Consider the following 26942-nt stretch of genomic DNA (forward strand, 5'->3'; position numbering starts at 1 on the left):
GGCCGCCGGGTCAGCCGCCGCCGGGCTGGCCCCCAGGTCAGCCGCCACCGCAGTGGGTTGCCGGGCCGCCACCGCCGGTGCTGGGGCCGGGTGGGCGGCCGCTGGCCAGCTTCGGTGACCGGCTGCTGGCCTACCTGATCGACACCGCAGTCGTCGTCGCTGCCCTGTTGGTGGTGTTCGTGCCGCTTTTCGTGATCTTCATGGCCCGGATCCTGGACGTGAATCCGGAGACCAACCCGGACGGCACCGTGGCGGAGCCCGGGTTGTTCGTCGTGGAGATCCTGCTGCCGATGCTGCTGCTCCAGGCCGCGTCCATCGTGATCATGTTCGGCATCTACTGGCTGTACCACGTCGAGTACCTCAAGCGGACCGGCCAGACTCTGGGCAAGAAGGTGATGGGCCTCCAGGTGGTTCCGCTCGATCCGACCGGCACCCTCGATCGACGGATGGCGGGGAAGCGATACCTCGTGGAGTTCGTGGGCGGGTCGCTGGTGCCCGCCGGCAGTTACGTCGACGGCCTCTGGCAGTTGTGGGACAAGCCCTGGCAGCAGTGCCTCCACGACAAGTTCGCCGGGACCGTCGTCGTTAAGGTGTCGAGGTGACTGAGCGCAGCGAGGCCTCGCCGTGAGCGTGGCACCCGGTTGGTACGTCGACCCCGCCGACCCGGAAACCCGCAGGTACTGGGACGGCGAGGGCTGGATCGGCGCGCCCATCCCGGTCGACGCGACACCACCCGACGGGCCACCGCCGCCCGAGCCCGAGCCGGCACCGGAGCCGACCTCGCCTGCAGCCACCTCGACACCTGCCACGCCCGACGTCCCCGCCGCCGGTACCCCGTCGGCCACCGTTCCCCAGGGCTCGCCGTCGGGCTGGCCCGGTGGTGGGGCAGCGCCACACGGTCCGCCGCCCGGCTGGCCAGGCGGCCCAGCGTCGTCGCAGGGTGGACCGGCCTGGCCGACAGGTGACACGCCGCAGGGGCCGCCGCCCGGCTGGCCGTACCCGACCTGGCCCGGACGCCCGCCGGCACCCCGGCCGCACGGCATGCCGCTCGCCTCGTTCGGCGCCCGGCTGGGTGCCCGGCTTATCGACTTCGGCATCGTCTTCCTGCTCAACGCCCTGGTCAACGGCTGGTTCGTCTGGCGCTACCTCCAGGAACTCTCCGCACCGCTGGACGAGTTCTGGCGCCGGGTGCAGTCCCAGGACCGCACCACCGACCCGCTGCCCGCCGCCGGCGATCAGGCCGGCGCGCTGGTGGTGACGATCCTGCTCATCGCCACCGCGCTCTGGCTGGCGTACGAGGTGCCGTCGATGGCCGCCAGCGGGCAGACCTTCGGCAAGCGGCTGCTGCGGGTCCGGGCGGTGCCGGTCGAGGCGGACGCGCCCCTGGGCTTCGGCCGGGCGCTGCGCCGCTGGAACACTCTCGGCCTGCCCACGCTGCTCTGGTACTGCTGCGGCCTCGGCTTACTGCTCCAACTGATCGACGCGCTCTCACCGCTGTTCGACCATCCGCTGCGGCAGGCACTGCACGACAAGCGGGCGCAGACCGTGGTGGTTCAGCTTCCCCGTACCCCCGACGACCGCGCCAACCCACCGGGAGAGACCTCATGACCGACGGACGACAGCAGGCGGCGGTGCGGCTGACCCGCGCCGACCTGGACGCGCTGCCCAACTACGTGCCCGGGCGCAGTCCGGCCGACCTGGCCCGTGAGCTGGGCCTGCCCGAGGCGATCAAGCTGGCCAGCAACGAGGTGCCGTACGGCCCGCTGCCCGGCGTGGTGGAGGCGGTGGCCGAGGCGGTCGCCGGCGTGCACCGCTACCCGGACATGGGCGTGGTCGCGCTCCGCCAGGCGCTCGCCGAGCGGTACGGGGTGGACGTCGACCGGGTGGCGACGGGCTGCGGTTCGGTGGCGCTGGCCGAGCACCTGGTCCGCGCCACCTGCCTGCCCGGCGACGAGCTCGTCTACTCGTGGCGCTCGTTCGAGGCGTACCCGATCATCGCGGCGACCAGCGGCGCGACAAGCGTGCAGGTGCCCAACGACGCCGGGCACGGGCATGACCTGGCGGCGATGGCCGCGGCGGTGACCGACCGCACCCGGATGATCCTGGTCTGCAACCCGAACAATCCGACCGGCACCGCGGTACGCCGAGCGGAGCTGGACCGCTTCCTCGACGCCGTACCCGACGACGTGCTGGTGGTGATCGACGAGGCGTACCGCGAGTTCGTCACGGACCCGGAGGTGCCGGACGGGCTGGACTACGCCGACCGGCCGAACGTCGCGGTGCTGCGCACCCTGTCCAAGGCGTGGGGCCTGGCCGGTCTGCGGATCGGCTTCCTGGTCGCCCAGCCGCAGGTGGCGGCGGCGGTCCGCAAGGTCGTCACGCCGTTCTCCACCAGCATGGCCGCCCAGGCGGGCGCGTTGGCCGCGCTGGCCCAGGCCGACGAGGTACGCCGGCGGTGCGCGCTGGTGGTGGCCGAACGCGAGCGCGTCGGTGAGGCGCTGACCAAGCTCGTCCCCGGTGTGCCGGCCAGCCAGGCGAACTTCGTCTGGCTTCCGCTGGGCGACCGGGCGGTGGAGTTCGGCAAGGCGTGCGAGTCGCGGGGCGTGATCGTCCGTCCGTTCCCCGGCGACGGAGTGCGGGTCACCATCGGCACCCCGACCGAGAACGACGCCTTCCTGGCCGCGGCCGAGGCCGCCCTGAGCTGACGCCCCGAACGCACCGAGGAGTTACCGGGCCGGTCCGCCATCCCCCAGCGGACCGGCCCGAGTCTCCTACCCCTGCGGCACCGGCTCCCGCTGCTGCGACCGCCGCCGGTAGGCGAAGCCGAACAGCAGCGCCAGCACCAGCCCCGAGGCGACAAGTCCGCCGGCCAGCACCCCGCTCGACCGGTCGGCGCTCGCCGCCGCCGGGACGGTCGCGCCGCCGAAGCTGACCCTGCCGCTGGCGCTGCGCTTCGTCCAGCCGCTGGCCAGGTCGAGCTTTGCCGACCAGGGCCCGTCGGGCAGGCGGGAGTCGAGCGCGATACGGACGGTGGTGCTGCCGTTCAGGGGCAGCGTCGCGGCCTCGACCCGGACCGGATCGGTGGACAGCCCACCCGGCCCGTCGGCGAGCCGGAGTTCGCCGGCCAGGTCGAGCGCCCGCTTGCCGGTGTTGCGTACGTCGGCGGTGACGACCGGCGTACCGTCGGGCTCCCGCAGGCCGGTCAGCGGCCCGATCTGGAAGCCGGACGGCGGCTCCCCGCCCGGACCCACCGACAGGTAGACCCGGATGCCGGCTCGACCGACGTTGCGGATCTGCTGGCCGTCCGTGCCCGAGATCTCGGCCCAGACCACCGCGTACCGCTCGCCGGCTTCGGCGGCGCGCGGCACCCGGATCGTGACCAGCGCCTCCACCTCCTCACCGGCGGCCAGCGCCTCCTCATCGGGTTCCACCCGGATCCAACTGCTCAGCTCGTTCTCGGTCCGGTCCGGCGCGATGACGAAGCCCTTCTTCGTCACCGTCGCCGCGGCGGCGTAGAGCGCGACCTTGCGCTGGACCTCCGAGGAGTTCTTGACCACGATGCGTCGTTTGATCGTGGTGCCGGGCTTCACGTGGTCGACGATGTACTTGTGCGCCCGGGAGTCGTCACGGCGGTTCACCGGTGCGTCGAGCAGGCGCACCCCGACCGACACGGCAGGACCGCTGGGGCTCGGCGAGGCACTGCCGGTCGGCTGCGGCGGCTTGGATCGACCGTCTCGCCGGTCGGCCGCCGGCAGGTCGACGACATCGGGTGGTGCCGGTTCGGCGCGGGTCACCGCCCGGGGCGCCGGCACCGCCCCGGCTGCGGCCGACGCCGGCGCCCCGGCCGTGACCAAAAGGGTCACGGCCAGGGCGAGGGCGCTGACGCGGTCATGACACCGAATGGGTGATCACCCCCGAGTACGAGCCACCGACCGCTCCCCCCGGGATGGTGATCCGGATGTCCGGTGCCCAGGTCGCGGAGTTGTTGCCGGCGCCGGAGGTCTTCGAGAAGGCGACCCGTGGCACGTTCAGCGTGACCGCATCGGCCTGGGTGGGCTGGCCGGGCACGAAGGTGCCGGTACCGGTGGTCGAGATTGCCCCCTCCCGACCAGTACTCGACCAGGTTTGGCAGGATCGTCTCCTCGGGAGTGCCAGTGCCGGTGGTGAACGAGCTGCTGCTCACCGTGGCCGTCCAGGTGGCGTTCAGGGCGGCCCGGCTGTCCGTGACGGTGACGTTGCCCAGTTCGCCGGTGATGGAGTTACCGGCGAACGCGGCGCCGAGGTTCACCGATGCCGGGACTGAGATGTCCAGGTTCGCGGTGGCGACCGTGAAGGTCACGATGGTGTCGCCGGACGGGGCGGCGGCGGGTGCCGCCAGGGCCACCACGGCCGCCGCGGCGGCGGTCAGGGTAAGAAGTGGCTTCCTCATGCCGATCACGCTCGAGCCGAGAAATCGGCTATACTTGGCATTAATGGGCAAATCACCTATCAGGCTACAGAGTGGGTGATCGTGCCCGTGTAGGTGCCAGCGACGATGCCGGTCGGCACGACGATCCGCAGGCTCGGGTTCCAGGCGACCCGGTTGTTGCCGTTGCCGGAGGTCTTCCGGAACGCCTCGCGGGTCACGTTCAGCGCCACCGCCTGCGCCTGGGTGAGCTGCCCGGGCACCAGGGTGCCGCCGCCGGTGCTCTGCACCGCCGGCCCCGACCAGTAGAAGACCGAGGCGTTGGAGATGGTCCGCTGCGCCCCACCCCCGCCGGTGGTGAAGATCGTGGCGGAGATCGTCGCCACCCAGGTGTTCGGGTTGATCGGGCCACGGACGTCCGTCACCTCGACCCGACCCAGCGGCCCGGTCAACACCCCGCCGACGAAGGCGGTGCCGAGGTTGACCGCGGCCGGCACGGTGATGTCCACCCCCGGCGTTGCGGCCAACCGGACGGTCCGCCCGGTCGGGGCGGCGGCCTCCGCCGGAGCGGCGGCGACAAGGATGACGATCACGCCCAGCAGGGCTGCCAAGAGACGCACAGTGGGACTATAAGTAACTTATGTCCGTTTTGTCGAGCTGACCGCACCGCTGATTGTCACGTAGCGGCGACTATCAACGATTCGGCGGTCAGGTAGTACCGCTGGTCGTCAGCATCGGGATCGACCGGTGGACGCAGCCGTTCCACCACCACGAACCCGGCGGCCGCGTACGCGTCGCCCGGCACCCAGCCGGTGCCGTCGGAGCCGATGTCGAGAACGAAGCCGGACAGTCGCGTACCGGTGGCGGGGTCCACCGTGACGAGCTCGTTCGCCTCGGTGAGCGCGTGCACCCGACCGGGCTGGACCGCGATCACCCGCCCCGGACCGACCTCGACCCGCCAGCGCTCCTCGCCACCGGGAACGGTCTCGCCGATGAGCACCCCGTCGACCAGGCTCACCGCCGTCCCGTCGACCAGTTCGGTGCCCGGGCCGTCCAGCGCCGGCACCTGGACCGGAGCCTCCGGGCCGAGCAACCAACCCTGGGCGGGCCCGTCGCCGGGGCGGGACGTGCGCAGCGCGGCACAGCCGTCACCGTCCGGCCGGCAGCCGAGCAACGTGGCGGTCAGCTCGTCACCGGCGTCCGGCGGTCGCCACCTGGCCGTCACCACACCGGTCGCGGTGTCCCGGAACTCGACCACCGCCGGCCCGTCGCAGTCGTCCACGGTCAGCAGCCGACCACCGAGCCGGCACCCACCGGCTCCCGGCAGCCGGAGCGCACCGCCGCCCGCCACAGCCGTCCGCCATCGGCCAGGTCGACCGCCTGGACCGCGCCGTCGCCGGAGCTGACGACCACGTGGTGGCCGTCGGCCGTCCGGCTCACCGTGAGCCCGCTCGGCCGCCAGACGACCGCCGTGCCGGTGCGTCGCGCCACCCGCTCCGCCGCAGGCTCCGGCCCGGCCGCCCGCCAGGCCACCCGACCGGTACGCGCGTCGATCGCCACGAGTTGCCCGTCCGACCACCGGCTCACCACCGTCGTCCCGCTCGCCACCACCGCGTCCAGGCTCGCCGGCCAGCGCCGGAAGGACCAGTACGGGGTACGTCGGCTGCGGCTGTCGACCGGTTGGTCGGCGTACACCTGCCGAGGGGCGGCGTACACCCGTAGCCGACCGTCGACGATCAGCGGAGCGACCGGCAGGCGACCGGTCACCCCCGGGTCAGGCATGCTCCGCGCCGGGTAGTCGTCCCGAGCAGGGGTGCTCACCTCCGCCGGCGCCAGGACCCGGTACGCGATGATCCCGGCCGCCGCGGCGACACCCACCGCCGCCACCGCCGCCACGATCCGCCGCCGACCCGCCGCCCACCCCATGCCGCACCTCCGCACGGCACCCTACCCAGCCGCCTCCGGCCCGCCCCCTGCCCCCGAGCCGCCCCGCCCGCGCGGGTCCGGGCGTTACGGAGGCGTGCGGCGCGCTGGGTCAGGCGACGTCGGCGTGGCGGGCACTGGCTGCGGCGGCCAGGGCGGCTATGTCCTGCCGCAGCACCCGCTCCGCGGCTCGCACCGCCAACCCGCCGAGCAACAGTGCCAGCGCGCGGCCGGCAACCGCGGCCGGCTGAGCCCGCACCGTCACCGTCACGGAGGCGTAGCGGCGTCCGCGACGGTGGATGTCCCGTAGCGTCCAGGTGATCCGGTAGTCGACGCCGTCACCGGGCGAGCCGAGGACCAGCCGCCGGGGCGGCTCGGCGGCCAGCACGACGAACTCCTCGGCCATCGTGCCGCCGCCCGGTCGGCTGCGGATCTCCCGCCAGGACGTGCCCGGGCCGAACGTACCCGGCGTCAGCAGTTGCACGGGCCGATCACCGCACCTGGGGCGGGACAGGTCGGTGAGCACCCGCCACAGATCGGCCGCGGATGCCGCGACCACGCCGTTGACCGCAACGGTCGACATGCCACCTCCCGTGGCACCGACGGTACGCGGCGTGAGCGTGGCTCGGGGTCCCCGTACGGAGAATCCTCCGCCGGAGACCCCCTGCTGCTGGCATCAGCCGACGAACCGGCCGTCCCGGATCGCGTCGACGAACGCGGTCCAGCCCGGCGGGCTCACCACGAGCACCGGCCCGGTCTGGTCCTTCGAGTCGCGGATGCCCACCACACCGCGGACGGCGGCCAGGTTGTCGGCCACCTCCACGCAGAGACCCTGGTCGTTGGAGCGGCTGCTGGTCCGCCAGACCGCGTCCACGAGATCGTGCATCGTCGTCATCTCCCTCAGTCTCGACGTTGCGCCACCCGGGACCGGGCCGACCGGAAAAGGGGGGCACCGGCCGGCCCGGCGCGGCATGGCGACGGAATTCCGAGGCGATCAACGAAGACGGTGACGGTCCTTGATCGCACCCGCTGTGCGATCAAGGACAGCTGTCGGGTTCAGGTCAGTTCGCTGGCAGGACGGTGCCCGTGACCTCGCCCAACGTGAGGGTGGTGCCGTCCGGGCCCGGTGCGGTGGCGGTGATCGTCACCGTGTCGCCGTCGGCCAGGAAGGTGCGCTCCGTCCCGCCCACGGAGACCGGTTCGGTGCCGCCCCAACTGAGTTCCAGGAACGAGCCGACCTGGTCGCGTCGAGGGCCGGAGACCGTGCCGGAGGCGTAGAGGTCGCCGGTGCGCAGCGAGGCGCCGTTGACGGTCAGGTGCGCCAACTGCTGGGCGGGGGTCCAGTACATGTCGGCGAAGGGCGGCTCGCTGACCGGCTCCCCGTTCCAGAGCACCTTCAGCCGCAGGTCCAGCCCTTGGTGCGGTTCGTCGCGCAGGTAGTCGGCCACCGGCGGATCCTGCGCCGGGCCGGCGACGAACGCGTCGCGCAGCGCGTCCAGCGGGGTGACCCAGGCGGCGACCGAGGTGGCGAACGACTTCCCCAGGAACGGCCCGAGCGGCTGGTACTCCCACGCCTGGATGTCCCGTGCCGACCAGTCGTTGACGAGCACCACGCCGAAGACGTGATCGGCGAAGTCGGCGGCGGCCACCCGGCGGCCGAGCGGGCTCGGCACCCCGACCACGAACCCGACCTCGGCCTCGATGTCGAGCCGCGCGGACGGGCCGAACGTCGGCCCGTCAGAGCTGGGTCGCTGCCCCTGTGGACGCACCACCGGGGTGCCGGAGACCACGACCGTGCCAGCCCGGCCGTGGTAGCCGATCGGCAGGTGCTTCCAGTTCGGCAGCAGCGGCGGCTGGCCGGGACGGAAGATCAGGCCGACGTTCGACGCGTGGTGTTCCGAGGAGTAGAAGTCGACGTAGTCGGCCACCTCGAAGGGCAGCTCCATCCGCACCTCGTCCACCGGCACCAGCAGCGGTTCCACCGCCGCCCGGTGCGTCGGGTCGGTCAGCAGCTCGGTGATCCGATCCCGCACCGCGGTCCACTGCGGACGACCGAGCGCCAGGAACGCGTTGAGCGTCGGCCGGCACAGCGCGCCACCGGCCAGCACCAGGTCCGCGGCCTCCGCGCCGGCCAGGTCCAGGACGAGGTCGCCGACGCGTACGCCGATGCGCGGCTCGTCGTCGCCCACCCGGAACACCCCGTACGGCAGGTGGTGCACCCCGTACCCGGAACCCGCCGCACCCGGCACCCAGCTCGCTGGCTGACTCTCGCTCATGCCTCGAAGCCTCCGTTCACCAGCCCGAGCCGGATCAGATCGGTAAGTGGTTCCACGATGCTGCACGAGCCGAACCCCACCCACAGCGGGCGCGCCGCGTCGTGCCGGCCGTCGACCGCCTGCACCAGCGGGCGCTCGTCGCGCACAGTGAGCAGCTCGGCGACGGCAGCGACGGTCGCGCCCTCGGCGGCGGCCAGGGTCGCGGCGAGCACGTTGCCGAAGCCGTGGTGGGTGAACCCGGTCTCCGGGTCCACGTGCCGCACCGCGTGGTGCAGCCCGGCGGTCAGCTTGAACGGCAGCTCCCGGTCCCGGCAGGCGCAGATCACCGCGGCCAGCTCGGCGGGCGTCGGGAACAGCTCGGCGGCCAGCCCGCCGGTGCGGAACTTGGCGGCGACCGACATCCCTCGGGTACGGGCGTCGGCGAGCACGTCCAGGGCACCCATCAACCCGAAGGTGAGCGGCACCTCCGCGTAGACGGGGACGCCGTCCAGCCGGTCGGCCAGCTTCACCAGCTCGGTCAGCCCAGGTTGGGGGTCCTCGCCCCGCCGCGCGACGGGCACCTCGACCTGTCGGGCGGTCACCCCGAGTGGGGGCAGGATCGACAGCGCGACGGGCAGCCGGTCGACGCCGGTGTCACCGATCAGCCCGATCGCGAAGTTCTCCTCGGGGTCGACCAGACCGCTCAGCTCGCCCGCCGTGATCGCCGAGGCGGGCAGCAGCAGCGGGCCGACCAGGTCGGCGTACCACGCGGCACGGTGCCGCCGGTGGGCCGCCACGGCGTCGGGCAGCGGCGCGCTGCCCGGCGGGAAGACGGCGGCGTCGTCGACCAGGCCGGCGACAAGAGTGGGCAGCTGCGTTGACACGAGACAAGAATGTACGGGACGCTTCAAGAAGCGGACAACAGCGTCCGATTATCGGACGGACAGCGGACCGGGAGGGCGAGATGCCGTACTACCGCAGCGTCGGCGAGCTGCCACGCAAGCGCCACACCCAGTTCCGGCAGCCGGACGGCAGCCTCTACACCGAGGAGCTGATGGGGCAGGAGGGCTTCTCCTCCGACTCGTCCCTGCTCTACCACCGGTACGCCCCGACCGCGATCGTCGCCGCCGAGGAGTTCACCCCGCCGGCCGTGACGCGGATGCCGAATCTGCCGCTCAAGCCCCGGCACCTGCGTACCCACAAGCTCGACGGAACCGGCGCGGACCCGGTCCTCGGCCGGCGTTACCTGCTCGCCAACGACGACGTGCGGATCGCCTACGTCCTGGCCGACCGCCCCTCGCCCCTGTTCCGCGACGCCACCGGCGACCACTGCCTCTACGTCGAGGCGGGCACCCTGCGGGTCGAGTCGACGTTCGGCGTGCTCGACGCGGTGGCCGGCGATTACGTCATCATCCCGACCTCTACGGTGCACCGCCTGGTGCCCACCGGCGACACCCCGACCCGACTGCTCGCCGTGGAGGCGTCCGGGCACATCGGCCCACCCAAGCGCTACCTCTCCGTACGCGGCCAGTTCCTGGAACACTCGCCGTACTGCGAGCGCGACGTCCGGGGACCGGACACCCCGCTGCTCGTCGACGGCACCGACGTCGAGGTGCTGGTCCGCCATCGTCGGGGATGGACCCGGCACGTCTACGCCAACCACCCCTTCGACGTGGTCGGTTGGGACGGGCACCTCTACCCGTGGGCGTTCTCCATCCACGACTTCGAGCCGATCACCGGCCGGATCCACCAGCCGCCACCGGTGCACCAGACCTTTGCCGGCCCGAACTTCGTGATCTGCTCGTTCGTGCCCCGCAAGGTCGACTACCACCCGGACGCCATCCCGGTGCCGTACCACCACCACAACGTCGACTCCGACGAGATGCTCTTCTACACCGGGGGCAACTACGAGGCGCGGCGCGGCTCCGGCATCGAGCAGGGCTCCATCTCGCTGCACCCGTCCGGCTTCACCCACGGACCGCAGCCCGGCGCGGCGGAACGCGCCATCGGCGTGGACTTCTTCGACGAACTGGCGGTCATGGTCGACACCTTCCGCCCGCTCGACCTCTGCGACGCCGCGACGGAGTGCGAGGACGACGGATACGCCTGGACCTGGGCCCGCCGTCCCTGAGGCGGTCAGGCCACCGGCCGGCCGATGATCGCCAGCCGGGCGGCGGTGGCGATCGCGATGGCCAGGACCAGCGGCCACGGGGTGCCGAGCAGGGCGTAGAGCAGGATCAGCGCCGGTGCCGCTGCGGCGGCGTACACGGCCAGGGCGAGCGGACGGTCGGTACGCCGCAGCACAGGCAGCACGGTCCGGGTCAGTCCGGGCAGCCGGGACGCCTGCTGCCAGAGCACGATGCCACCGCCAGCGGCCGCCACCACCGCCAGCAGCCGGGAGAATCCGGAGCCGGTCGCGGTCGAACAGGCGACCACGAGGGCGGCCACCGCCGACCAGCCGGCTCCCCAGAGCACGAACTGCCGCAATGCCGCCGGCACCGGCTGGCGTGCCACGACCGGCCCGGTGCCGAGGTGGTCCGGCCCGGACGGCCAGGCTTCGCCACGCCCCCGCTCCGGCTCTCCGGTGGGGCCGGTCACCGGCCCGCCGGTGGGTTCATCTCCGCCCGGCACCGGCCAGCCCGGACGGTCCTCCGGTCCGGCGGGACGGCTGGCGTCGACGTCGCCGGCCGCCGAACGCCCCGCCTCGTCCGGGTCGCGTCCGGGCCGGTCCGGATCGTCGTCGGCCGCGTCCGGCCGGGTCGACTCGTCCGGCACCTCGTCGGCGCGGCGCGGGTCGGTCGGCGGCAGGTTCGCCACCGCCGCTTCGGCAAGTCGCTCCAGTGCGGCGCTCCACCGACGCTGTTCCAGCCGCAGTACCCCGACGTCGTCGGCCGTCTCCGCCAGGCGCGGGTCCAGCCGGAGCGCCTCCCGGTAGGCCCGCTCCGCCAGGTCGTACATCCGCATGTTGGCCGCGACCAGGCCCAGCACCAGGTGGCCCTGCGGTTCCTCGGGGGCCAGTTCCACCGCGCGCCAGGCCGCGTTCAACGCCGGCTGGCCGTTGCGCGAGCCGGCCAGGATCGCCGCCGCGCTGCGCTGGGCGTACGCGTCCTGCGGCCCCAGGGCCAGGATCTCGTCTGCCGCGCGGGCGGCCTCGGCGTACCGTTCGAGGTCACCGAGGGCCAGCCCACGGGCGACGAGCGGGGACACCTGACCCGGCGCGGCAGCCACCGCGGCCTCGGCGGCGGCAAGCGCCTCGGTCGGTCGACCGGCGGCCAGGTGCACCCGGGCCAGCATGGTCGACACCTCGGCGGCGGCCGGGTCGAGCGCCAGCGCGAAGCCGAGTTCGGCCGCGGCCTCGTCGTAGCGGCCCAGCTCGGCCAGGAGCGTGGCACGTTCGAGGTAGCCGTCGGCGGCGGGCGGATCGGCGGACATCGCGGCGAGCCTAGGCGCTCGGCTGCTCGTACACCAGGGCGACCGCGATCCCGGCGAGTCCCTCACCGCGCCCGGTGAAGCCCAGGCCGTCGGTGGTTGCGGCGGAGACCGTGACCGGCGCGCCGACCGCCTCCGACAGCACCCGCTGGGCCTCGTCCCGGCGTGGGCCGATCTTCGGACGGACCCCCACCACCTGCACGGACACGTTGCCGATGGCGAATCCGGCGGCGCGGACCCGACGGGCCGTCTCGGTGAGCAGGGCCACCCCGCTGGCCCCGGCCCACTCGGGCTGCCCGACGCCGAAGTTGGCGCCGAGATCGCCCAGGCCGGCGGCGGAGAGCAGGGCGTTGCAGGCGGCGTGGGCGGCGACGTCGGCGTCCGAGTGCCCGGCCAGGCCGTCCTGCCCCGGCCAGTGCAGACCGGCCACCCAGCAGGGCCGACCGGCCTCGAAGGCGTGCACGTCGGTCCCGATGGCCACCCGAGGAACGATCATGAGCCGAGGGTACGCGCTACCGCCCGGTCGCCAGCAGGTGCTCGGCCAGCGCCAGGTCGAACGGTCTGGTGATCTTCAGAGCGTGCTCCGAACCGGGCACGCAGTGCACCGCCAAGCCCTGCTTCTCCACCAGCCCCGCGTCGTCGGTGAGGGCGTCGCCGGCGGCGGCGTGGGCGGCGGTCAGCACCGCCCGGCGGAATCCCTGGGGAGTCTGCACGGCGCGTAACGCGGCCCGGTCGACGGTGCCCAGCACCATCTCGTCCGCGTCGACCTCCTTGATCGTGTCGACGACCGGCAGCACCGGGATCACGGCGTGGTGACCTGCCCGGACCGCCGCGGCCACCGACTCCACCAGCGCGGGCGGGGTGAGCGCTCGGGCCGCGTCATGCACCAGGACGATCTCCGGACCGGCGGGTACCGCGGCGAGCGCGGCAGCCACCGAGGCCTGCCGTTCCGCGCCACCGGGCACCACGGTCACCGGAGCGACCGGTGCGAGCAGTTCCCGCACGGCCGCCACCTCCGCCGCCGGCGCGGCCACCACGATGCTGTGCACCGAGGGGGCTTCGGCCAGCCGACGGACCGCGTGCACCAGCAGCGGCTCACCGGCCAGCAGCCGAAGTGCCTTCGGTCGACCGGGCCCGAGGCGTACGCCGGCACCGGCCGCAGGCACGAGGACCGCGACGTCACCGCACGGGTTGAGCTGCGCGGTCACGTCGCGGTCCTCGACGGTTTGTTCGCTACGAATCGGGTACGACGATGCGGTGCGGACTAGGCCTCCGTCAGCACCTTGTCGAGCAACGTCTCCGCCTCGTCCTTGGTGCTCTTCTCGGCCAGCGCGACCTCGCCGACCAGAATGTCGCGGGCCTTGGCGAGCATGCGCTTCTCACCCGCGGACAGCCCTCGCTCCCGCTCGCGACGCCACAGGTCGCGGACGACCTCGGCCACCTTCAGCGGGTTGCCAGAGGCCAGCTTCTCCAGATTCGCCTTGTAACGCCGCGACCAGTTGGTCGGCTCCTCGGTGTGCGGAGCCCGGAGAACGTCGAAGACCTTGCCGAGGCCCTCTTCGCCAACCACCTCGCGCACACCCACGATCTCGGCGTTCTCGGCCGGTACCCGGACCGTCAGGTCACCCTGCGCGACCCTCAGGACGAGGTACTGCTTAGGCTCGCCCTTGATGACCCGAGTCTCGATTGCCTCGATGAGTGCGGCCCCGTGGTGGGGGTAAACAACGGTCTCGCCGACACTGAAAACCATAGGTTCGAAACCCCTTTCGCTGTGTCTAGGGTAACACGCTCAGGCACCGATGTCTCACCGCTGTCCTGACCGTTGGCGCAGCTCAGGGGCCCTGTGAGAGGTATTTCTTCGGCTTGACAGACCATCCAGACGATGATTCGAACACGTTGCGTAACTTTGGGATGACCCCCGGACACCACCGTCGTGGAGGTGGAGATCCGGGAGAACAAGCGCCGAGGCTCTGCGACACACCCGCTGGAGATCAAGGGCTACGCACCCGTTCCATGATATCCCGCCGCAGCCGGACGCGGGCAGCGGTAGCGGTACCCGGCCCGGTGCGGGACGCTTGAGGAGTGCCGCGTCCGCGCACCCACGAGGTTCCAGGGGGTCGTAATGGGCAAGGCTGACGCCGATGGTCCCGGGCTGCCCGACCTGCCGCCGGAGTGGGGCCGGGTGGTCATCCCGGACGATCTGGCCGCCCTGGCCGACGAGGCCGAACAGGTCCGTCGCGAGCTGCGGCGGGCGGCTGCGGACCGCCGCCGCTGGCGTCCGCCCGCCGGCCCGGTGCTCGTACTGATCGTCGCCGTCCTGACCACCATCGCCGGCCTGGCCGCTGTCACCTGGCCCCGGGCCAGCCGGACCGGACCGGCCACCGGCACCCCGACCCGGCGCAAGCGCAGCTGGCCGGACGCCAACTGCCCGCGCTCGACCTGGTCGACGGCGGGCAGTCACCGGTGCCGCTACGCGGACTGCTGCCGGTCGTGGTGCTGCTGGTGGACGGTTGCGCCTGCCCGGAGCAGGTGACCGAAGCGGCGACCGCGGTGCCGCCGGGGGTGAACGTGGTCACCGTGGCGGTTGCCCAGCCACGGGCAGCACCGCCGGGAACACCGGTGCGACCACTCGCCGATCCGGCCGGCGGCCTACGCGCCTTCCTGCACCTGCCGGCCGGTCAGCACGGCGTGACGGCCGTGCTCGCCGACCGCACCGGCCGGATCACCCTGGTGGTACCCGAGGTCACCTCGATCGCCGACCACCACGCCGAACTGTCCCGACTGGCCGATTGATCCCGCCCTGCGCCCAGGCCCCCGCCGGGACTGCTCAGGTGAGGACGACCAGCCGGGCCTCGATCTGGACCGGCTGCGACCCGGCCGGCGAGAACGACAACCGGGCCGCTGCGCCGGTGCCGGTGAGTTCCATCAGGACCTGCCCACCGTCGCAGCCCATCGTCATCGGTGCCGCTGACCGGGCCCCGCTGACGGCCACCAGCAGCTCACCCGGGCCGGTGCAGCGCAGCCACAACAGGTGCCGCTCACCGCGCTCCATCCGGGTCTGCCGAAGCACCGCGCCGCCGGAGCTGATCCGCGCCGACTCGGTCCAGACCAGGTCGTTCGCGCCCCGCCAGCCGTCCGCGACGGCGGAACTCGTGACGGTGCCGTCCACCGGTGGGCCGTCCGTGCCGACCACCGCTCCGGTACTCGGGTCGATCACCATCGAGGACGCCGGCTCGGGCACCACGGCACCGGTGACCGGGTTCTCCCGCCAGTACGTGACGGACGACGACCCGCCCGGCACGAGACCCGTGTCGCTTCGCGCCTGCGGTGCCTGCGCCTGCCACCACCAGCCGCCGAGGGTCAGCACCCCCACCCCGACGGCGGCCAACAGTGCTCCGCGCAGCTGGGGGATGGCATCGACGTCCATCCTTGAAGAGTAACTCCGTCGACTGGTCAGGCGTGACGTTCCAGCAGGGCGGCGTAGAGGGTCAGGCCAGGCCCGAAGGCCAGCATCACCACGCGGCGCGGTGCCGGTGCCGACCGGAACAGGCGGTCGAGGATCAACAGCACCGTCGGCGAGGAACAGTTGCCGTGCTCGTCGAGCGTCTCCCGGGACGCCGCCAACGCCGCCGGTGCCAGTCCCAGCTCACGCTCCACCACGTTGAGGATGCGCGGGCCGCCCGGGTGCACGGCCCAACCGTCCACCTCCGACCGGTGGGTGCCGTGCCGGGCCAGCACCTCGTCGACCAGCCCCCGGACGTGCCTCGACAGCACCTGCGGCACCTTCGGTGACAACCCCATCCGGAAACCGGTGTCGGTCACCTCCCAGGTCATGTGGTCGGCGGTGGAGGTGTCGGTCACCGAGGCGACCTCACGTACGGCGTACCCCCGCCCACCGGGAACGACCACCGCGGCGACCGCGGCGTCGGAGAAGAGCGCGTGGGAGACGATCTGCTGGGTGTCCATCCGGGCCGAGGAGGGCTGCAGGTGCAGGCTGGTCAACTCGGCGCAGAGCAGCAGTGCGGGCCGGCCCCGGGCGGTGACGAAGTCACCCACCGCACCCAGCCCCGGCAGCGCCGCGTAGCAGCCCATGTGACCGACGAACATCCGCTGGGTCGTCGCGGCCATGCCCAGATCCCGGGCGAGCAGGATGTCCAGCCCAGGGGTGGCGTACCCGGTGCACGAGCACACGACGAAGAGGCCGACGTCACGGGCGTCCAGTCCGGCGGCGGTCAACGCCCGGCCGACCGCCTCCTTGCCCAGCGGTAACGCCTCGACCTGGTAACGGAGCATCCGTCGCTCGGTCGGCCAGTCGGAGACGTCCTCAAGCAACGGGTTGACTGCCGCCTGCCGCCGGGTCACCCCGGAGTGCGCGAAGATCCGCTCGGCCAGGGCCCGGGTCGAGCCGGAGAAATGCTGGGAAAAGAACTTCTCCCACAACTCCTGCTGGTCGGCCGAGGGCGGATGGGCCGTGCCCAGGCCCGCGATAACCGGTACGGACACGGTCCCACCTTCCTCTCGCAAGCTCACATCTCACGCCTGCCGACCACGCGCCGGTCCACGACCGCCAGGCCCACAAGCTCATTCCCTCACGCTCACCAACGAGGACTCGATCCGTCCCGGTCCGGGTCACCGCCAAGCGCGGCAATGCCGAGCCAGTCGGCACAGACGTCGGAGGTCGCCGGGTGCAGCGACCCGCAGCGAGCGTCGCGGTACAGGCGTTCCAGTGGATGGCCCCGTCGGGTGGCGGAGGTGCCGGCCGCCTCCAGCATGGACGCGGCCACCTCCGCCGCGGTGGTGCCGGCCAGCAGCTTGGCCCGCCACACCCACCGGTTGGTCTCCTCGTCACCCGGTGCGTCGTCGACCCGTCGGGCCGCCTCGGCGACCACCAGTTCCGCCGCCGCCACTGCGGCGTCGGCACGACCGAGCCGGGCGCGTACCGCCGGCAGGCCGGCGAGGTTACGGGTGTTCAGGTGTTCCGCCGCCGCGTCGATCGACGCCCGGGCCACCCCCACGTAGACGGCCGCATAGCTGGCCACCAGCCAGTGCGGCATGAGCTGGGCCACCACCAGGGCCAGCCCCTCGACCCCGCCGAGCAGCCGGTCGGTCCCGACGGTCACGTCGAGGTGCAGGTCGTGCGAGGCGGTGGCGCGCATGCCGAGAGCGTCCCAGGTCGGCTCGACGGTGAGCCCTTCCCCGGCCGGAACCAGAAACTGCGAGACCACGGACGGGTCGGCGGCGCTCCGGGCCGCCACCAGGTAGCCGTCGGCGTGGCCGGCACCGGAGCAGAAGGTCTTGCTGCCCTTGATCCGCCAGCCGCCGTCGACCGGTTCGTAGACCGTGGCGAGCTGGGACAGCCGGGCACCGGCGCCCCGCTCGCTCATCGCGACCGCGTACCAGGCCCCGTCGGCCGCCGCGCGTAGCAGCCGGTCGCGGGCGGCCAGCGCCTCCGCCGGTACGCCGAGCGCCTCGGCCAGTTCCTCGGTGACCGCGCCGAGCGCACCGGTCACCGAGGCGTGCATGTTGAACACCAGGGCGGTGGCGCCGTTACCGCGGGCCAGTTCGGTGGCGACCGCCGCGTACCCGGCGAAGGTGGCACCGGCGCCACCCAGCTCGGCCGGGACCATCAGTCCGAACAGCCCCGCCTCGCGCAGGTCGGCGAAGTCGTCCACCGGGAACGAGCCGTCCCGGTCGTGTGTGCGGCCCGCGCCGCCAGCCGGGGCGCCAGCCGCCGGGCCCGCCGGCGCTCCACTGCGCTCGGTCATGGATGGAACCCCCTCTTCGGACATTGCCATACCCTCACCTGGATCAGCTATCCGTCGCGCAGCCCGTGACCCTGGTAGAGCACCGCCCTCGACCCGGTCGGCACGATGCGTGGTGCCTGACCGGTCGGTGTCGCCACGCCCGTCACCTGCCTCAGCAGCCACCGCAGCAGCCCCGGCACCCCGGGCCGGACACCACGGACCCGCAGGTCGACGCCGTGCCGGGCACACTCGGCGACCAACTCGCGGTCGTCGACGAACAACCGAGGGTCGTGGATGCCGCGCGGCACGGTGGGCAGGCGCTCGGCGATGCGGACGGCGACCAGCCGGGCCAGCGCGGTGTCGTTGAGGGTGTCCAGCACCAGCAGACCACCGGGGCGCAGCAGTCGGCACGCCTCGGCCACCGCCGCACGCCAGTCCGGGACGTGCTCCAGCAGCTCTCCGGCGGCGACCACGTCGGCGCAGCCGTCCACCAGCGGCACGGCCGTCGCGTCGCCGTTCACCACCGTCACGCCGTGCGCCGCCGCCTGGGCCAGCGCCGAGCGGGTCAGGTCCACCCCACATGCCGGTAACCCTTGCCGGCCAGGTGTGGGGCGAGCAGCCCGGCCCCGCAGCCGAGGTCGACCAGGACCGCGCCGGGTCGCGCCGCCGGGGCACCAGCGCGGCCCGCGCCCGGGCCAGCCAGTGCAGCATGGCGAACACCCCGTCCGGCCGCCACCATTCGTCCGCCAGGTCGTCGTACTGGCGCGGATCGTTGCGGGGCAGCACGAGGCCGGCGTCACGCATGGCAACGAGCGTGGCACGACTCCCCGGTAACGACCAGACTTCCGTTATGTCGTCGACGGTGTTAGGGCTGGTCAGAGCAAGCCATCCGGAGCCGACCGCGGCGGTCACCACAGTGGCCGGCCTGCTCGCCGTCGGTGTCGGGCATCCACCCGGCGGCGTCGTCGCGGTGGTGCTCACCGTGGCGGCCAGCCAGTTCACCGTCGGATGGACCAACGACCTGCTCGACGCCGACCGCGACACGATGGTCGGGCGCGCCGACAAACCGTTGGCCTCCGGTGCGCTCGGCCGGCGTACCGTCGCGGTCGCCGCCGCCGTGGCCGCCACCGCGACCGTGGCACTGGCCCTGACCACGAACCCGGCGGCGGCGCTCTGCGCCGTGGTCGCCCTGGTCTCGGCGCTGCTCTACGACTGGCCGCTGAAGTCCACCCCGATCTCGGTGCTGCCGTACGCGGTCTCCTTCGGCGCGCTGCCCGCCTTCGTGGTGCTGGCCCTGCCCGACGCTCCACCACCCCCGGCCTGGCTGGTCGTCGCGGCGGCCCTGCTCGGCGCGGGTGCCCACTTCGCGAACGTGCTGCCCGACTTCGCCGACGACGCCCGGACCGGAGTCCGTGGGCTGCCGCACCGGCTCGGCGCGACGGGCAGCCGGGCGGCCGCTGTGGCGCTGCTGATCGCGGCGACCGTCACGCTCGTGCTCGGGCCACCCGGACCGCCGACCGGCGTGGGTCTCGCGGCGGTCGCCGCCACCGTCGTGATCTTCATCGTGGCCTGGTACGCCGGCCGGACCGGCGAGCACGCCGAAGCCCGGCCGGTGGCTGCCTTCCGCGCGGTGCTGCTGGTCGCCCTGATCGACGTCGTACTGCTGGTCACGAACGGTCGGTTGGTCTGAGGTCCGCCTCGACGGCTGGCCGCACCGGGTCGGCGTGCGGCCCACGATCAGCGCCAACTACCCTGGAGCCCGGTCTGCGCGGGCATGGCCAGCGGTTCCGGCCGGCGAGCCGGTGTGATCGTGACGAGGAGGACCGACGTGAGGCGCTCGATCAGGGGTTCCCGGCGGGCTGCCGTGCTGCTGCCCGGGATCGCGGCGGCAGCCGGGCTGCTGCTGTCCGGATGCGGCGCCGGCCAGATCTCCGAGACGGCCAACAAGGTCCCGTCGATCCAGGGCGTCAACCTCGAGGCCGGCGACGGGCGGTACGCCGTTCGCGCCGCCGCGCTGGCCTACCCCGGTGTCGAGGGCTATCAGGCCGGCGACGACGCTCTGCTCAACGTCGTCCTCTACAACGACTCGCCGGATCCGGTCACGGTCACGGTCACCTCGCCGGACGCCCGGGAGGTGGTGCTCACCACGGTCGCCGCCGCGACCAACCCGTCGCCCACCGGCTCGCCGTCGCCGACGGCCTCCCCCTCGCCGGAGCAGTCTCCCGAGGGATCCCCCTCGCCGGACAACTCCGCCTCGCCGGACAACTCTCCCGCACCGGACGACTCCCCGTCGCCGAGCCCGACCGGGTCACCCGAGTCCGGGCCCGCCCGGATCGAGATCCCTCCGCTGAGCTACGTGCAGCTCAACACCGAGGGTGAGCAGGTGCTTCAACTGCTCGGGCTGAACGAGACCCTGCTCGCCGGCCAGAGCGCCACGCTGACCTTCGACTTCGGCGGCGAGACGGTCACCAGCCCGGCGCCGATCGCCGTGCCGCTCTCGCCGCTGCCGCAGCCGTCGCCGGTCATCGAGCGGCACACCGAGTACGAGGGCGAAGGCGGCCACTGAGCACGGCGGGCCAGCCACGCCGACCGAGCTGATCCAGGTACGTCCCGACGGCACCGTCGGCGTGGTGCGGCCATGCCGACGGTGCCGTCGTCGTACCCGGGGGTTAGCGTCGCTCGGGTGAGCATCTCCCGATCGACCCCGTCCCGGGCGGGCACCGGCTCGCGAAGCCGCGCCGCCGCTCGCGAGCCCCGGCCCGCGTACGAGTGCGACGCCTGCGGACATCAGCCACCGAAATGGGTGGGACGCTGTCCCGAGTGCGGCGAGTGGGGCTCCGTGGTCGAGTGCACGGTCACCGGCCCGACCGTCTCGGGCCGCGTGGTGAGTTCCCGGGTGCCCGCCGAGCCGGCCCGGCCCATCGCCACCATCAGCGCGGCACCGGCCCGGGCCCGACCGACCGGGGTCGGCGAGCTGGATCGGGTCCTCGGTGGTGGTCTGGTGCCCGGTGCCGTGGTGCTGCTCGCCGGGGAGCCGGGGGTGGGCAAGTCCACCCTGCTGCTCGACGTCGCCCAACAGTGGGCCGCCGGAGCGGGCAGCCCCTCGCTGGTGGTCAGCGGTGAGGAGTCGGTCAGCCAGGTACGGCTGCGGGCGGAGCGGATGGGCACCCTGCACGACCAGCTCTTCCTGGCGGCCGAGAGCGACCTCGCGGCGGTGCTCGGTCACCTCGACGCGGTCAAGCCGGGCCTGCTCGTCCTCGACTCGGTGCAGACCATCTCCACCACCGGCACCGAGGGCGTACCGGGCGGGGTGACCCAGGTCCGGGCGGTCACCGCCGCCCTGGTCGCGGTCGCCAAGGGACGCGGGGTCGCCACCGTGCTGGTCGGGCACGTCACCAAGGACGGCCAGGTCGCCGGACCCCGGGTGCTGGAGCACCTGGTCGACGTGGTGCTGCACTTCGAAGGCGACAAGCACTCCTCACTGCGGATGGTGCGCGGCGTCAAGAACCGGTTCGGTGCCGCTGACGAGGTCGGCTGCTTCGAGATGCACGAGGGCGGCATCAGCAGCCTCGCCGATCCCTCCGGGCTGTTCCTGACCCGTTACTCCGAGCCGGTCCCGGGCACCTGCGTGACGGTGGCGATGGAGGGACGACGGGCACTGCTCACCGAGGTTCAGGCGCTGATCGGGGCCACGGTGGCGGGCTCGCCCCGCCGTACCGTCTCGGGGCTGGACTCCGCCCGGCTGGCGATGGTGCTCGCGGTGCTCCAGCGCCGTACCGAACGGCTCACCCTGCACGACCGGGAGGTCTTCGCGGCCACCGTGGGCGGCATCCGGGTGGTGGAACCCGCCGCCGACCTCGCGGTCGCCCTCGCCGTCGCCTCCGGCGGGCTCAACCTGGCGATCGCACCGCACCTGGTGGCGATCGGTGAGGTCGGCCTCACCGGCGAGGTGCGGCGGGTGGGCGCGGTACCGCGCCGACTGGCGGAGGCGGCCCGGCTCGGTTTCCGGCTGGCCCTCGTGCCGCCCGGCTGCGGACCCACCAGCACCGGTGCCGGGCCGGAGCAGATGCGCGTGATCGAGGTCACCGACGTCCGTTCGGCGTTGCAAGCCGCGGCGCGGGCGTCGGCGGAGTGAGCCGGCCACCGGGCGGGTCGGGCAGGGCGGGCGGAATCGTGACACATCACAGTAACCGCGAGAGCACCCACCGCAGGGCAGTCCGTAGACTGTGCCCGTGCCGATCGACCGCGATACCACCAAGCCAGCCGGCGCGACGCCCCACGCCCGCACCGCTGCGGTGGGCTCGCCCGCCCGACCCATCAGCGTGAGCGTGACGGGGGGCGGCGTCGCCGGCGATCCGCTGCGCGCGAACCTGGCCCTGATGGCACCCGGCACCGCGCTGCGCGACGGGTTGGAGCGGATCCTGCGGGGTCGTACGGGCGCGCTGATCGTCCTCGGCTACGACAAGGTGGTCGAGGGGCTCTGCACGGGCGGCTTTCCGCTGGACGTCGAGTTCTCCGCGACCCGGGTCCGGGAGCTCTGCAAGATGGACGGCGCGGTCGTGCTCTCCAGCGACGGCACAAGGATCGTGCGGGCGGCCGTGCACCTCATGCCCGATCCCACCATCCCGACCGAGGAGTCCGGCACCCGGCACCGCACCGCCGAACGGGTCGCCCGGCAGACTGGCTACCCGGTGATCTCGGTCAGCCAGTCCATGCGCATCATCAGCCTCTACGTCAACGGTCAGCGTCACGTGCTCGACGACTCGGCGGCGATCCTCTCCCGGGCGAATCAGGCACTCGCCACGCTTGAGCGGTACAAGCTCCGCCTCGACGAGGTGTCCGGCACACTCTCCGCCCTGGAGATCGAGGATCTGGTCACCGTGCGTGACGCGGTGGCGGTGATGCAGCGGCTGGAGATGGTCCGCCGAATCGCCGACGAGATCGCCGGTTACGTGGTCGAGTTGGGCACCGACGGGCGGTTGCTGGCCCTCCAGCTTGACGAGTTGATGGCCGGCGTGGATGCCGATCGCACCCTCGTCATCCGGGACTACCTGCCCACCGGTCGCAAGCCCCGGACCCTCGACGAGGCGCTCGTCGAGCTGGACCTGCTGAGTGCCACCGAGCTGATCGATCTGGTCTCGGTCGCCAAGGCGATCGGCTATCCGGCGGCCTCGGACGCGCTGGACGCCGCGGTCAGCCCGCGCGGCTTCCGGCTGCTGGCCAAGGTCCCCCGGCTTCCGGTGGCCGTGGTCGACCGACTGGTGCTGCACTTCGGCAGCCTGCAACGGTTGCTGGGCGCCACAGTGGAGGACCTGCAGGCGGTCGACGGCGTCGGTGACGCACGAGCCCGCGGCGTACGCGAAGGGCTGTCGCGGCTGGCCGAGGCGTCCATCCTGGAACGCTACGTCTAGCCACGTCTCACCCGAACGAGTCGAGGCAGCGCCGGTGGACCGGCAGGTCGACCCGAGTGCCGGCTAGCTGACGACGAGCTTCGCGGGTTGGCTCAGCTTGGTGCCCACCCGGGCGAAGACCTCGTACCGTCCGGCTTGCGCCACCGGCCCGTTCGCCACGCCGTTGGCGCACCGGCTGCTGTCCCTGCCGTTCCAGTTGACCTGGTAGGAGCGTTCGAAGCCCGGGGTGAAGGACTGCACGTCCGACCCGGTGGCCGTGCCACAGGTGTCCGAGGACCAGATCACCTCGGCACCGGCCTTGATGTACAACTCCTGGGCGGTCGCGCCGACGTCCCGGCTGCACGTCCGGTCGGACCGGTTACGGATCTTCAAACTCAGTGCGACGGACGCCCCCGAGGCGGCCTCCGCCGGCTGCGCGACGGCGGTCACCGAAAGTTCGGTGTCCGCACAGTTGCCCTCGTCCACGACGGGATCAACCGCCGGCGGGTCATTGCTGAGGCTCGGTTCGTTCTCCGGCTCGTCCCCCGCGTCGGCGGTCTCGCCCGCTGGATCGGCGGGGTCGGCCCCGGCGTCACCGGACGGCGGCGACCCGGTCTGCGGGGTCAGCACCGACCCGGTCGGATCCGGCGTGCCGGTCGCCACGCCCGGCTCGGGCTTGCCGTCACCGGTCGCGTCGTTGCCCCCGGTGGGCCCGTTGCACGAGTAGAACAGGACAATCAGGAAAAGCAGCACCGCACCGAGCACGACGGCGCGACGCCGCCAGTACACGGTGGGAGGCAGGGGGCCGACCGTCAGACGCATGATGACCCCACCGTAGCGGCGGCCGGTGCGGCGGACGGCAGCGACGCGCCGAGGCTCACCCGTGCCATCGGATCCGACCCTCCATTCACGACGGTTCGCACCGGCGGCAGTCACTCAGGGCGACCGTCCGACCCGACTCAGAGGTAGACCTTGCGCTGGTAGATCGCGTGCGCGCCGGCCACCCGATCCAGGAACAGCAGGCCGGCGCAATGATCGATCTCGTGCTGCAGTGCGCGGGCCTCGAAACCGTCCGTCGCCAGGCGTACGGTCTCACCACTGCCGGGCAGCGCACCCTCCACGACCAGCCGGCTCGCCCGTTTCACGTCACCGGTCAGGTCCGGCACCGACATGCACCCTTCCCGACCCGCCTTCCAGCGGGTGGCCTCGACCACCCGGGCGTTGCAGAGCACGAAGACGCCATGCCCGGTGACCGTCTTGGGATGCCCGGTGACGTCCACCGCGAAGATCTGCGCGCTCACCCCGACCTGCGGGGCGGCCAGGCCCACACAGCCCGGCGACACCCGCATGGTCGCGATCAGATCGGCGGCGAGTCGCACCGTCTCACCGGCGGTCGGGTCGACCTCGCCTCCGGGCCGGCTGAGCACCGGGTCCGGTGCGCAGAGCACCGGGATGACGCGGCCGGTGCCGACCGCCTCGGGAACCCAGTCACCCAGGCCCACGTACGCGTCGGGCTGCGCCTCCCGGTTCGGCGCGTCCGATGTGCCGCTCACAGGACGTCCGGTTCGGCAGGTCGGAGAGTCACCTCGACCCCGAGACCGGCGGCCACCTCCGCCAGCCGGCCGGTGAGCGCGTCGGCCACACCGGGGGGTAGTTCCACCTCGGCCACCACCACGTAGAGCGTCCCCGCCAGGCGGGTGCTCAGATCGGTGACGTTGCCACCGGCCTCGGCCAGCGTCCGGGTCATCGCGGCCACGATGCCCATCCGGTCGGCACCGTGCACCGCCATCACGTACGGTTCGCCGGCGGGCGCGGTCTCACCGTCCGGCGTCACTTCGCGTACCGTCGCCAGCAGTTGGCCGTCGGCGGCCAGCGCCGCCAGCGCGGTCTCGACCTCGGCGGCGGCCGGGCCGACGCAGATCAGGGTCATCGCGAAATGTCCCCGCAGACGGGTCATGGTGCTGTCGGTGAGGTTGGCTCCGAGCCGGGCGAGCACCTCGGCGACGTCAGCCACGATGCCGGGCCGGTCCCGGCCGATGACGGTGATCGCAAGCTCGTTCATCCGGGCATTCTGCCCGATCGGCACCCGTCGTCGTGGTCGGCCCGCCCGACCGTCCGAACGGCGGGACCGTAACGCGTGACATCATCGGCGACGCGATGACAGAACCCACCTTCGCCGGCCGGGTGAGCCGGTGGTACGAGCAGCACGCGCGGGACCTGCCCTGGCGCAGGCCCGAGGCGGACCCCTGGGCGATCCTGGTGAGCGAGGTCATGCTTCAGCAGACCCCGGTCGCCCGGGTGGTGCCCGCCTGGCAGGCGTGGCTGGAGCGCTGGCCGACACCGGCCGCCCTGGCCGGGTCGAGCCCGGCCGAGGCGATCCGGATGTGGGGACGGCTCGGTTATCCCCGTCGCGCGGTCCGGCTGCACGAGTGCGCGGTGGCCATCGTGGAGCGGCACGGCGGTGCGGTGCCGGACCGGCTGGAACAGCTGCTCGCCCTGCCCGGCGTCGGTACGTACACCGCCCGGGCGGTCGCCGCCTTCGCGTACGGCCAGCGTCACCCGGTGGTCGACACCAACGTACGCCGGGTGGTTTGCCGGGCGGTGGCCGGTGAACCGGATGCCGGCCCGACCACCCGCCCGGCCGATCTGGTCGCCACCGAGGAACTGCTGCCCGCCGAACCGGCCGCAGCCGCCCTGGCCAGCGCCGCCTTCATGGAGTTGGGGGCGGTCGTCTGCACCGCCCGGTCGCCTCGCTGCGGGGTGTGCCCGGTCGAGTCGACCTGCGCGTGGCGGGCTGCGGGCCGCCCCGCTCCAGCCGGTCCGACCCGCCGACCACAGCGGTACGCCGGGACCGACCGCCAGGTACGCGGCCTGCTGCTCGGCGTGCTCCGGGAGGCCAGCGGGCCGGTGCCGCACCAACGCCTGGACCAGGTGTGGGCCGACGACGTACAGCGGGCGCGGGCACTGGCCGGACTTGTCGACGATGGCCTGGTCGAGCCGATCGGTGCGACGTCGTTCCGGTTGGTCGGCGACGGCCCTCCAGCACCGGTGGCTGGCTGAGTACCGAGGGCCGACCCCATCGGGGCCGGCCCTCGGTGTCGGCGGTGGATCAGGCGGAATAGCCTCGGCTGGCGATCCAGTCGGCCAGCACGTCGGTGCTGATCCAGTACTCGGGCCGGCTGGCGTCGGCCGAGTCAGCGATCTTCATCTGGTCGCCGCCGTCGCGGTAGCCGGTCACCGCGATGTAGTGGCCGCCGTCGAAGGTGTGGCTGCCCCCGTCGAGGTCGGTGGCGGTGCCCACGACGTTCGCCACGACGCCCCGCCCGCTGTCGACGGCGCGGACGACGTCCTCCCGCAGCCGGTCGGTCTCGGCCCGGCCAGCGGCCTGACCGGGGATCTCCACCGTGCGGTAGACATCCTTGCCGGCCTTCCGGTTGAGCGCCTCGGTGATCAGGAAGGCCGAGTCGGTGCCCCGCTCGGTGGTGCCCATCTCGCGGGCCAGGTCGTCCTGGGAGACGTCCTTGTTCAGGATGCTCAGGGTGTTACGCACCGCGGCCGGACCGCAGTAGTAGAAGTTCGGCTGGGCCTCGTAACGCACCTTCAACTGCCGCTCACCCTTGCCGTGTCCCCGCTCGGTCACGGCGGCCAGTGGGTCGGAACTCGGCGGAGCGGCGTTCGCGCCCACCGGACCGGCGATCATCCCACCGGCGCAGACGGCACCGGCGGCGGTCAGGGCAGCCTTACGGATCGGACCAGTCATGATCGTTGCCTTCCGTCTCGGGGGATCGACACGACA

26 protein-coding genes and 5 pseudogenes are annotated in these 26942 nt (G+C 72.9%); 11 read left to right on the plus strand and 20 right to left on the minus strand.

The genetic code is table 11. The annotated features are described in order from the left end of the window. The first annotated feature begins 77 nt into the window (after positions 1–77). Genes ENC19_RS19660 through hisC form a run of 3 tightly spaced genes read left to right on the plus strand, consistent with a single transcriptional unit; the run spans position 78 to position 2705 of the window. Positions 78–602: an RDD family protein gene (locus ENC19_RS19660; RefSeq protein WP_164448591.1), complete on the plus strand. Its 525-nt coding sequence runs from the start codon at positions 78–80 to the stop codon at positions 600–602. A gap of 22 nt (positions 603–624) precedes the next feature. Beyond that, positions 625–1608: an RDD family protein gene (locus tag ENC19_RS19665; protein ID WP_164448592.1), complete on the plus strand. Its 984-nt coding sequence runs from the start codon at positions 625–627 to the stop codon at positions 1606–1608. Continuing rightward, positions 1605–2705 carry a histidinol-phosphate transaminase gene (hisC, locus tag ENC19_RS19670; protein WP_164448593.1) on the plus strand — a complete coding sequence of 367 codons (1101 nt, stop codon included), beginning with the start codon at positions 1605–1607 and terminating at the stop codon, positions 2703–2705. Before ENC19_RS19665 ends, hisC begins: the two co-directional genes overlap by 4 nt. Positions 2706–2771: 66 nt before the next feature. Here hisC and ENC19_RS19675 read toward each other — a convergent pair whose 3' ends face one another. Both ENC19_RS19675 and ENC19_RS30420 read right to left on the minus strand, forming a co-directional pair. Next, complete coding sequence (locus ENC19_RS19675; RefSeq protein WP_208020954.1) at positions 2772–3671, minus strand: COG1361 family protein; 900 nt, start codon at positions 3669–3671, stop codon at positions 2772–2774. Positions 3672–3888: 217 nt separating this feature from the next. Beyond that, entirely contained in the window at positions 3889–4068 is a 180-nt protein-coding gene (locus ENC19_RS30420; protein ID WP_235944932.1) for a hypothetical protein, read from the minus strand. Positions 4069–4163: 95 nt separating this feature from the next. Between ENC19_RS30420 and ENC19_RS30425 the strand changes: the two genes are divergently transcribed. Next, positions 4164–4508: a hypothetical protein gene (locus tag ENC19_RS30425; protein WP_235944933.1), complete on the plus strand. Its 345-nt coding sequence runs from the start codon at positions 4164–4166 to the stop codon at positions 4506–4508. Here ENC19_RS30425 and ENC19_RS19685 read toward each other — a convergent pair. The 6 genes and pseudogenes from ENC19_RS19685 to ENC19_RS19710 form a co-directional block, all read right to left on the minus strand. After that, the gene (locus tag ENC19_RS19685; RefSeq protein WP_164448594.1) at positions 4489–5025 is read right to left on the minus strand and encodes a WxL domain-containing protein; all 537 of its coding nucleotides are present in this window, start codon (positions 5023–5025) and stop codon (positions 4489–4491) included. The genes ENC19_RS30425 and ENC19_RS19685 overlap by 20 nt on opposite strands. A gap of 56 nt (positions 5026–5081) precedes the next feature. Continuing rightward, positions 5082–6331: pseudogene (locus ENC19_RS31905) on the minus strand (outer membrane protein assembly factor BamB family protein). Between the two features lie 109 nt (positions 6332–6440). After that, a complete protein-coding gene (locus ENC19_RS19695; RefSeq protein ID WP_164448595.1) occupies positions 6441–6911 on the minus strand; it encodes an SRPBCC family protein in 471 nt (156 codons plus the stop codon). Between the two features lie 93 nt (positions 6912–7004). Further along, the gene (locus ENC19_RS19700; protein WP_164448677.1) at positions 7005–7214 is read right to left on the minus strand and encodes a DUF397 domain-containing protein; all 210 of its coding nucleotides are present in this window, start codon (positions 7212–7214) and stop codon (positions 7005–7007) included. Positions 7215–7389: 175 nt separating this feature from the next. Beyond that, positions 7390–8604, minus strand: coding sequence for a fumarylacetoacetase (gene fahA, locus ENC19_RS19705; RefSeq protein ID WP_164448596.1), 1215 nt, complete (start codon positions 8602–8604; stop codon positions 7390–7392). After that, on the minus strand, positions 8601–9467 hold the full coding sequence (locus tag ENC19_RS19710) for a hypothetical protein (protein WP_164448597.1): 867 nt from the start codon (positions 9465–9467) through the stop codon (positions 8601–8603). The genes fahA and ENC19_RS19710 overlap by 4 nt, the downstream gene beginning before the upstream one ends. An 80-nt stretch (positions 9468–9547) precedes the next feature. Between ENC19_RS19710 and ENC19_RS19715 the strand changes: the two genes are divergently transcribed. Then, positions 9548–10714, plus strand: a complete 1167-nt coding sequence (locus ENC19_RS19715; RefSeq protein WP_164448598.1) for a homogentisate 1,2-dioxygenase — start codon at positions 9548–9550, stop codon at positions 10712–10714. Positions 10715–11400: 686 nt separating this feature from the next. Here the strand turns inward: ENC19_RS19715 and ENC19_RS30430 are convergent. The 4 genes and pseudogenes from ENC19_RS30430 to ENC19_RS19735 all read right to left on the minus strand — a co-directional run. Next, positions 11401–12015, minus strand: a pseudogene (locus tag ENC19_RS30430) (tetratricopeptide repeat protein); the annotation flags it as partial. 10 nt (positions 12016–12025) lie between these two features. After that, a complete protein-coding gene (gene ispF, locus ENC19_RS19725; protein WP_164448600.1) occupies positions 12026–12508 on the minus strand; it encodes a 2-C-methyl-D-erythritol 2,4-cyclodiphosphate synthase in 483 nt (160 codons plus the stop codon). A gap of 16 nt (positions 12509–12524) precedes the next feature. Continuing rightward, entirely contained in the window at positions 12525–13220 is a 696-nt protein-coding gene (gene ispD, locus ENC19_RS19730) for a 2-C-methyl-D-erythritol 4-phosphate cytidylyltransferase (RefSeq protein WP_164448601.1), read from the minus strand. Between the two features lie 56 nt (positions 13221–13276). Further along, a complete protein-coding gene (locus tag ENC19_RS19735; RefSeq protein ID WP_007073334.1) occupies positions 13277–13762 on the minus strand; it encodes a CarD family transcriptional regulator in 486 nt (161 codons plus the stop codon). A gap of 372 nt (positions 13763–14134) precedes the next feature. Here ENC19_RS19735 and ENC19_RS19740 point away from each other — a divergent pair. Then, positions 14135–14805: pseudogene (locus ENC19_RS19740) on the plus strand (hypothetical protein). Positions 14806–14839: 34 nt separating this feature from the next. Here ENC19_RS19740 and ENC19_RS19745 read toward each other — a convergent pair. The 4 genes and pseudogenes from ENC19_RS19745 to ENC19_RS19760 form a co-directional block, all read right to left on the minus strand. Continuing rightward, positions 14840–15439 (minus strand): hypothetical protein, encoded by a 600-nt coding sequence (locus ENC19_RS19745; RefSeq protein WP_164448602.1) that lies wholly within the window; start codon positions 15437–15439, stop codon positions 14840–14842. Between the two features lie 26 nt (positions 15440–15465). Then, entirely contained in the window at positions 15466–16515 is a 1050-nt protein-coding gene (locus tag ENC19_RS19750; RefSeq protein WP_164448603.1) for a type III polyketide synthase, read from the minus strand. A gap of 92 nt (positions 16516–16607) precedes the next feature. Next, positions 16608–17764 (minus strand): annotated as a pseudogene (locus ENC19_RS19755) (acyl-CoA dehydrogenase family protein). A 60-nt stretch (positions 17765–17824) separates the two neighbouring features. Beyond that, a pseudogene (locus ENC19_RS19760) lies at positions 17825–18560 on the minus strand (methyltransferase domain-containing protein). 46 nt (positions 18561–18606) lie between these two features. Between ENC19_RS19760 and ENC19_RS19765 the strand changes: the two are divergent. From ENC19_RS19765 to disA, 4 genes are all read left to right on the plus strand, one after another. Then, on the plus strand, positions 18607–19446 hold the full coding sequence (locus ENC19_RS19765) for a UbiA family prenyltransferase (protein ID WP_164448604.1): 840 nt from the start codon (positions 18607–18609) through the stop codon (positions 19444–19446). A gap of 138 nt (positions 19447–19584) precedes the next feature. Next, positions 19585–20322: a hypothetical protein gene (locus ENC19_RS19770; RefSeq protein WP_164448605.1), complete on the plus strand. Its 738-nt coding sequence runs from the start codon at positions 19585–19587 to the stop codon at positions 20320–20322. 72 nt (positions 20323–20394) lie between these two features. Then, entirely contained in the window at positions 20395–21891 is a 1497-nt protein-coding gene (gene radA / locus ENC19_RS19775) for a DNA repair protein RadA (protein ID WP_166458810.1), read from the plus strand. Positions 21892–21988: 97 nt separating this feature from the next. Further along, positions 21989–23167 (plus strand): DNA integrity scanning diadenylate cyclase DisA, encoded by a 1179-nt coding sequence (disA, locus tag ENC19_RS19780; RefSeq protein ID WP_164448606.1) that lies wholly within the window; start codon positions 21989–21991, stop codon positions 23165–23167. Between the two features lie 63 nt (positions 23168–23230). Here the strand turns inward: disA and ENC19_RS19785 are convergent, their stop codons facing one another. From ENC19_RS19785 to ENC19_RS19795, 3 genes are all read right to left on the minus strand, one after another. Beyond that, positions 23231–23968 (minus strand): hypothetical protein, encoded by a 738-nt coding sequence (locus ENC19_RS19785; RefSeq protein WP_164448607.1) that lies wholly within the window; start codon positions 23966–23968, stop codon positions 23231–23233. 137 nt (positions 23969–24105) lie between these two features. Next, on the minus strand, positions 24106–24699 hold the full coding sequence (locus ENC19_RS19790; protein WP_164448608.1) for a peptide deformylase: 594 nt from the start codon (positions 24697–24699) through the stop codon (positions 24106–24108). After that, positions 24696–25208, minus strand: a complete 513-nt coding sequence (locus tag ENC19_RS19795; protein WP_164448609.1) for a glycine cleavage system protein R — start codon at positions 25206–25208, stop codon at positions 24696–24698. The genes ENC19_RS19790 and ENC19_RS19795 overlap by 4 nt, the downstream gene beginning before the upstream one ends. Before the next feature lie 95 nt (positions 25209–25303). Here ENC19_RS19795 and ENC19_RS19800 point away from each other — a divergent pair, with 95 nt between their 5' ends. Further along, complete coding sequence (locus ENC19_RS19800) at positions 25304–26206, plus strand: A/G-specific adenine glycosylase (RefSeq protein ID WP_164448610.1); 903 nt, start codon at positions 25304–25306, stop codon at positions 26204–26206. A gap of 49 nt (positions 26207–26255) precedes the next feature. Here the strand turns inward: ENC19_RS19800 and ENC19_RS19805 are convergent, their stop codons facing one another. Then, a complete protein-coding gene (locus ENC19_RS19805) occupies positions 26256–26909 on the minus strand; it encodes a C39 family peptidase (RefSeq protein ID WP_164448680.1) in 654 nt (217 codons plus the stop codon). Positions 26910–26942 lie beyond the last annotated feature (33 nt).

The organism is Verrucosispora sioxanthis, assembly GCF_010560025.1.
Taxonomy (GTDB): Bacteria; Actinomycetota; Actinomycetes; order Mycobacteriales; family Micromonosporaceae; genus Micromonospora; species Micromonospora palythoicola.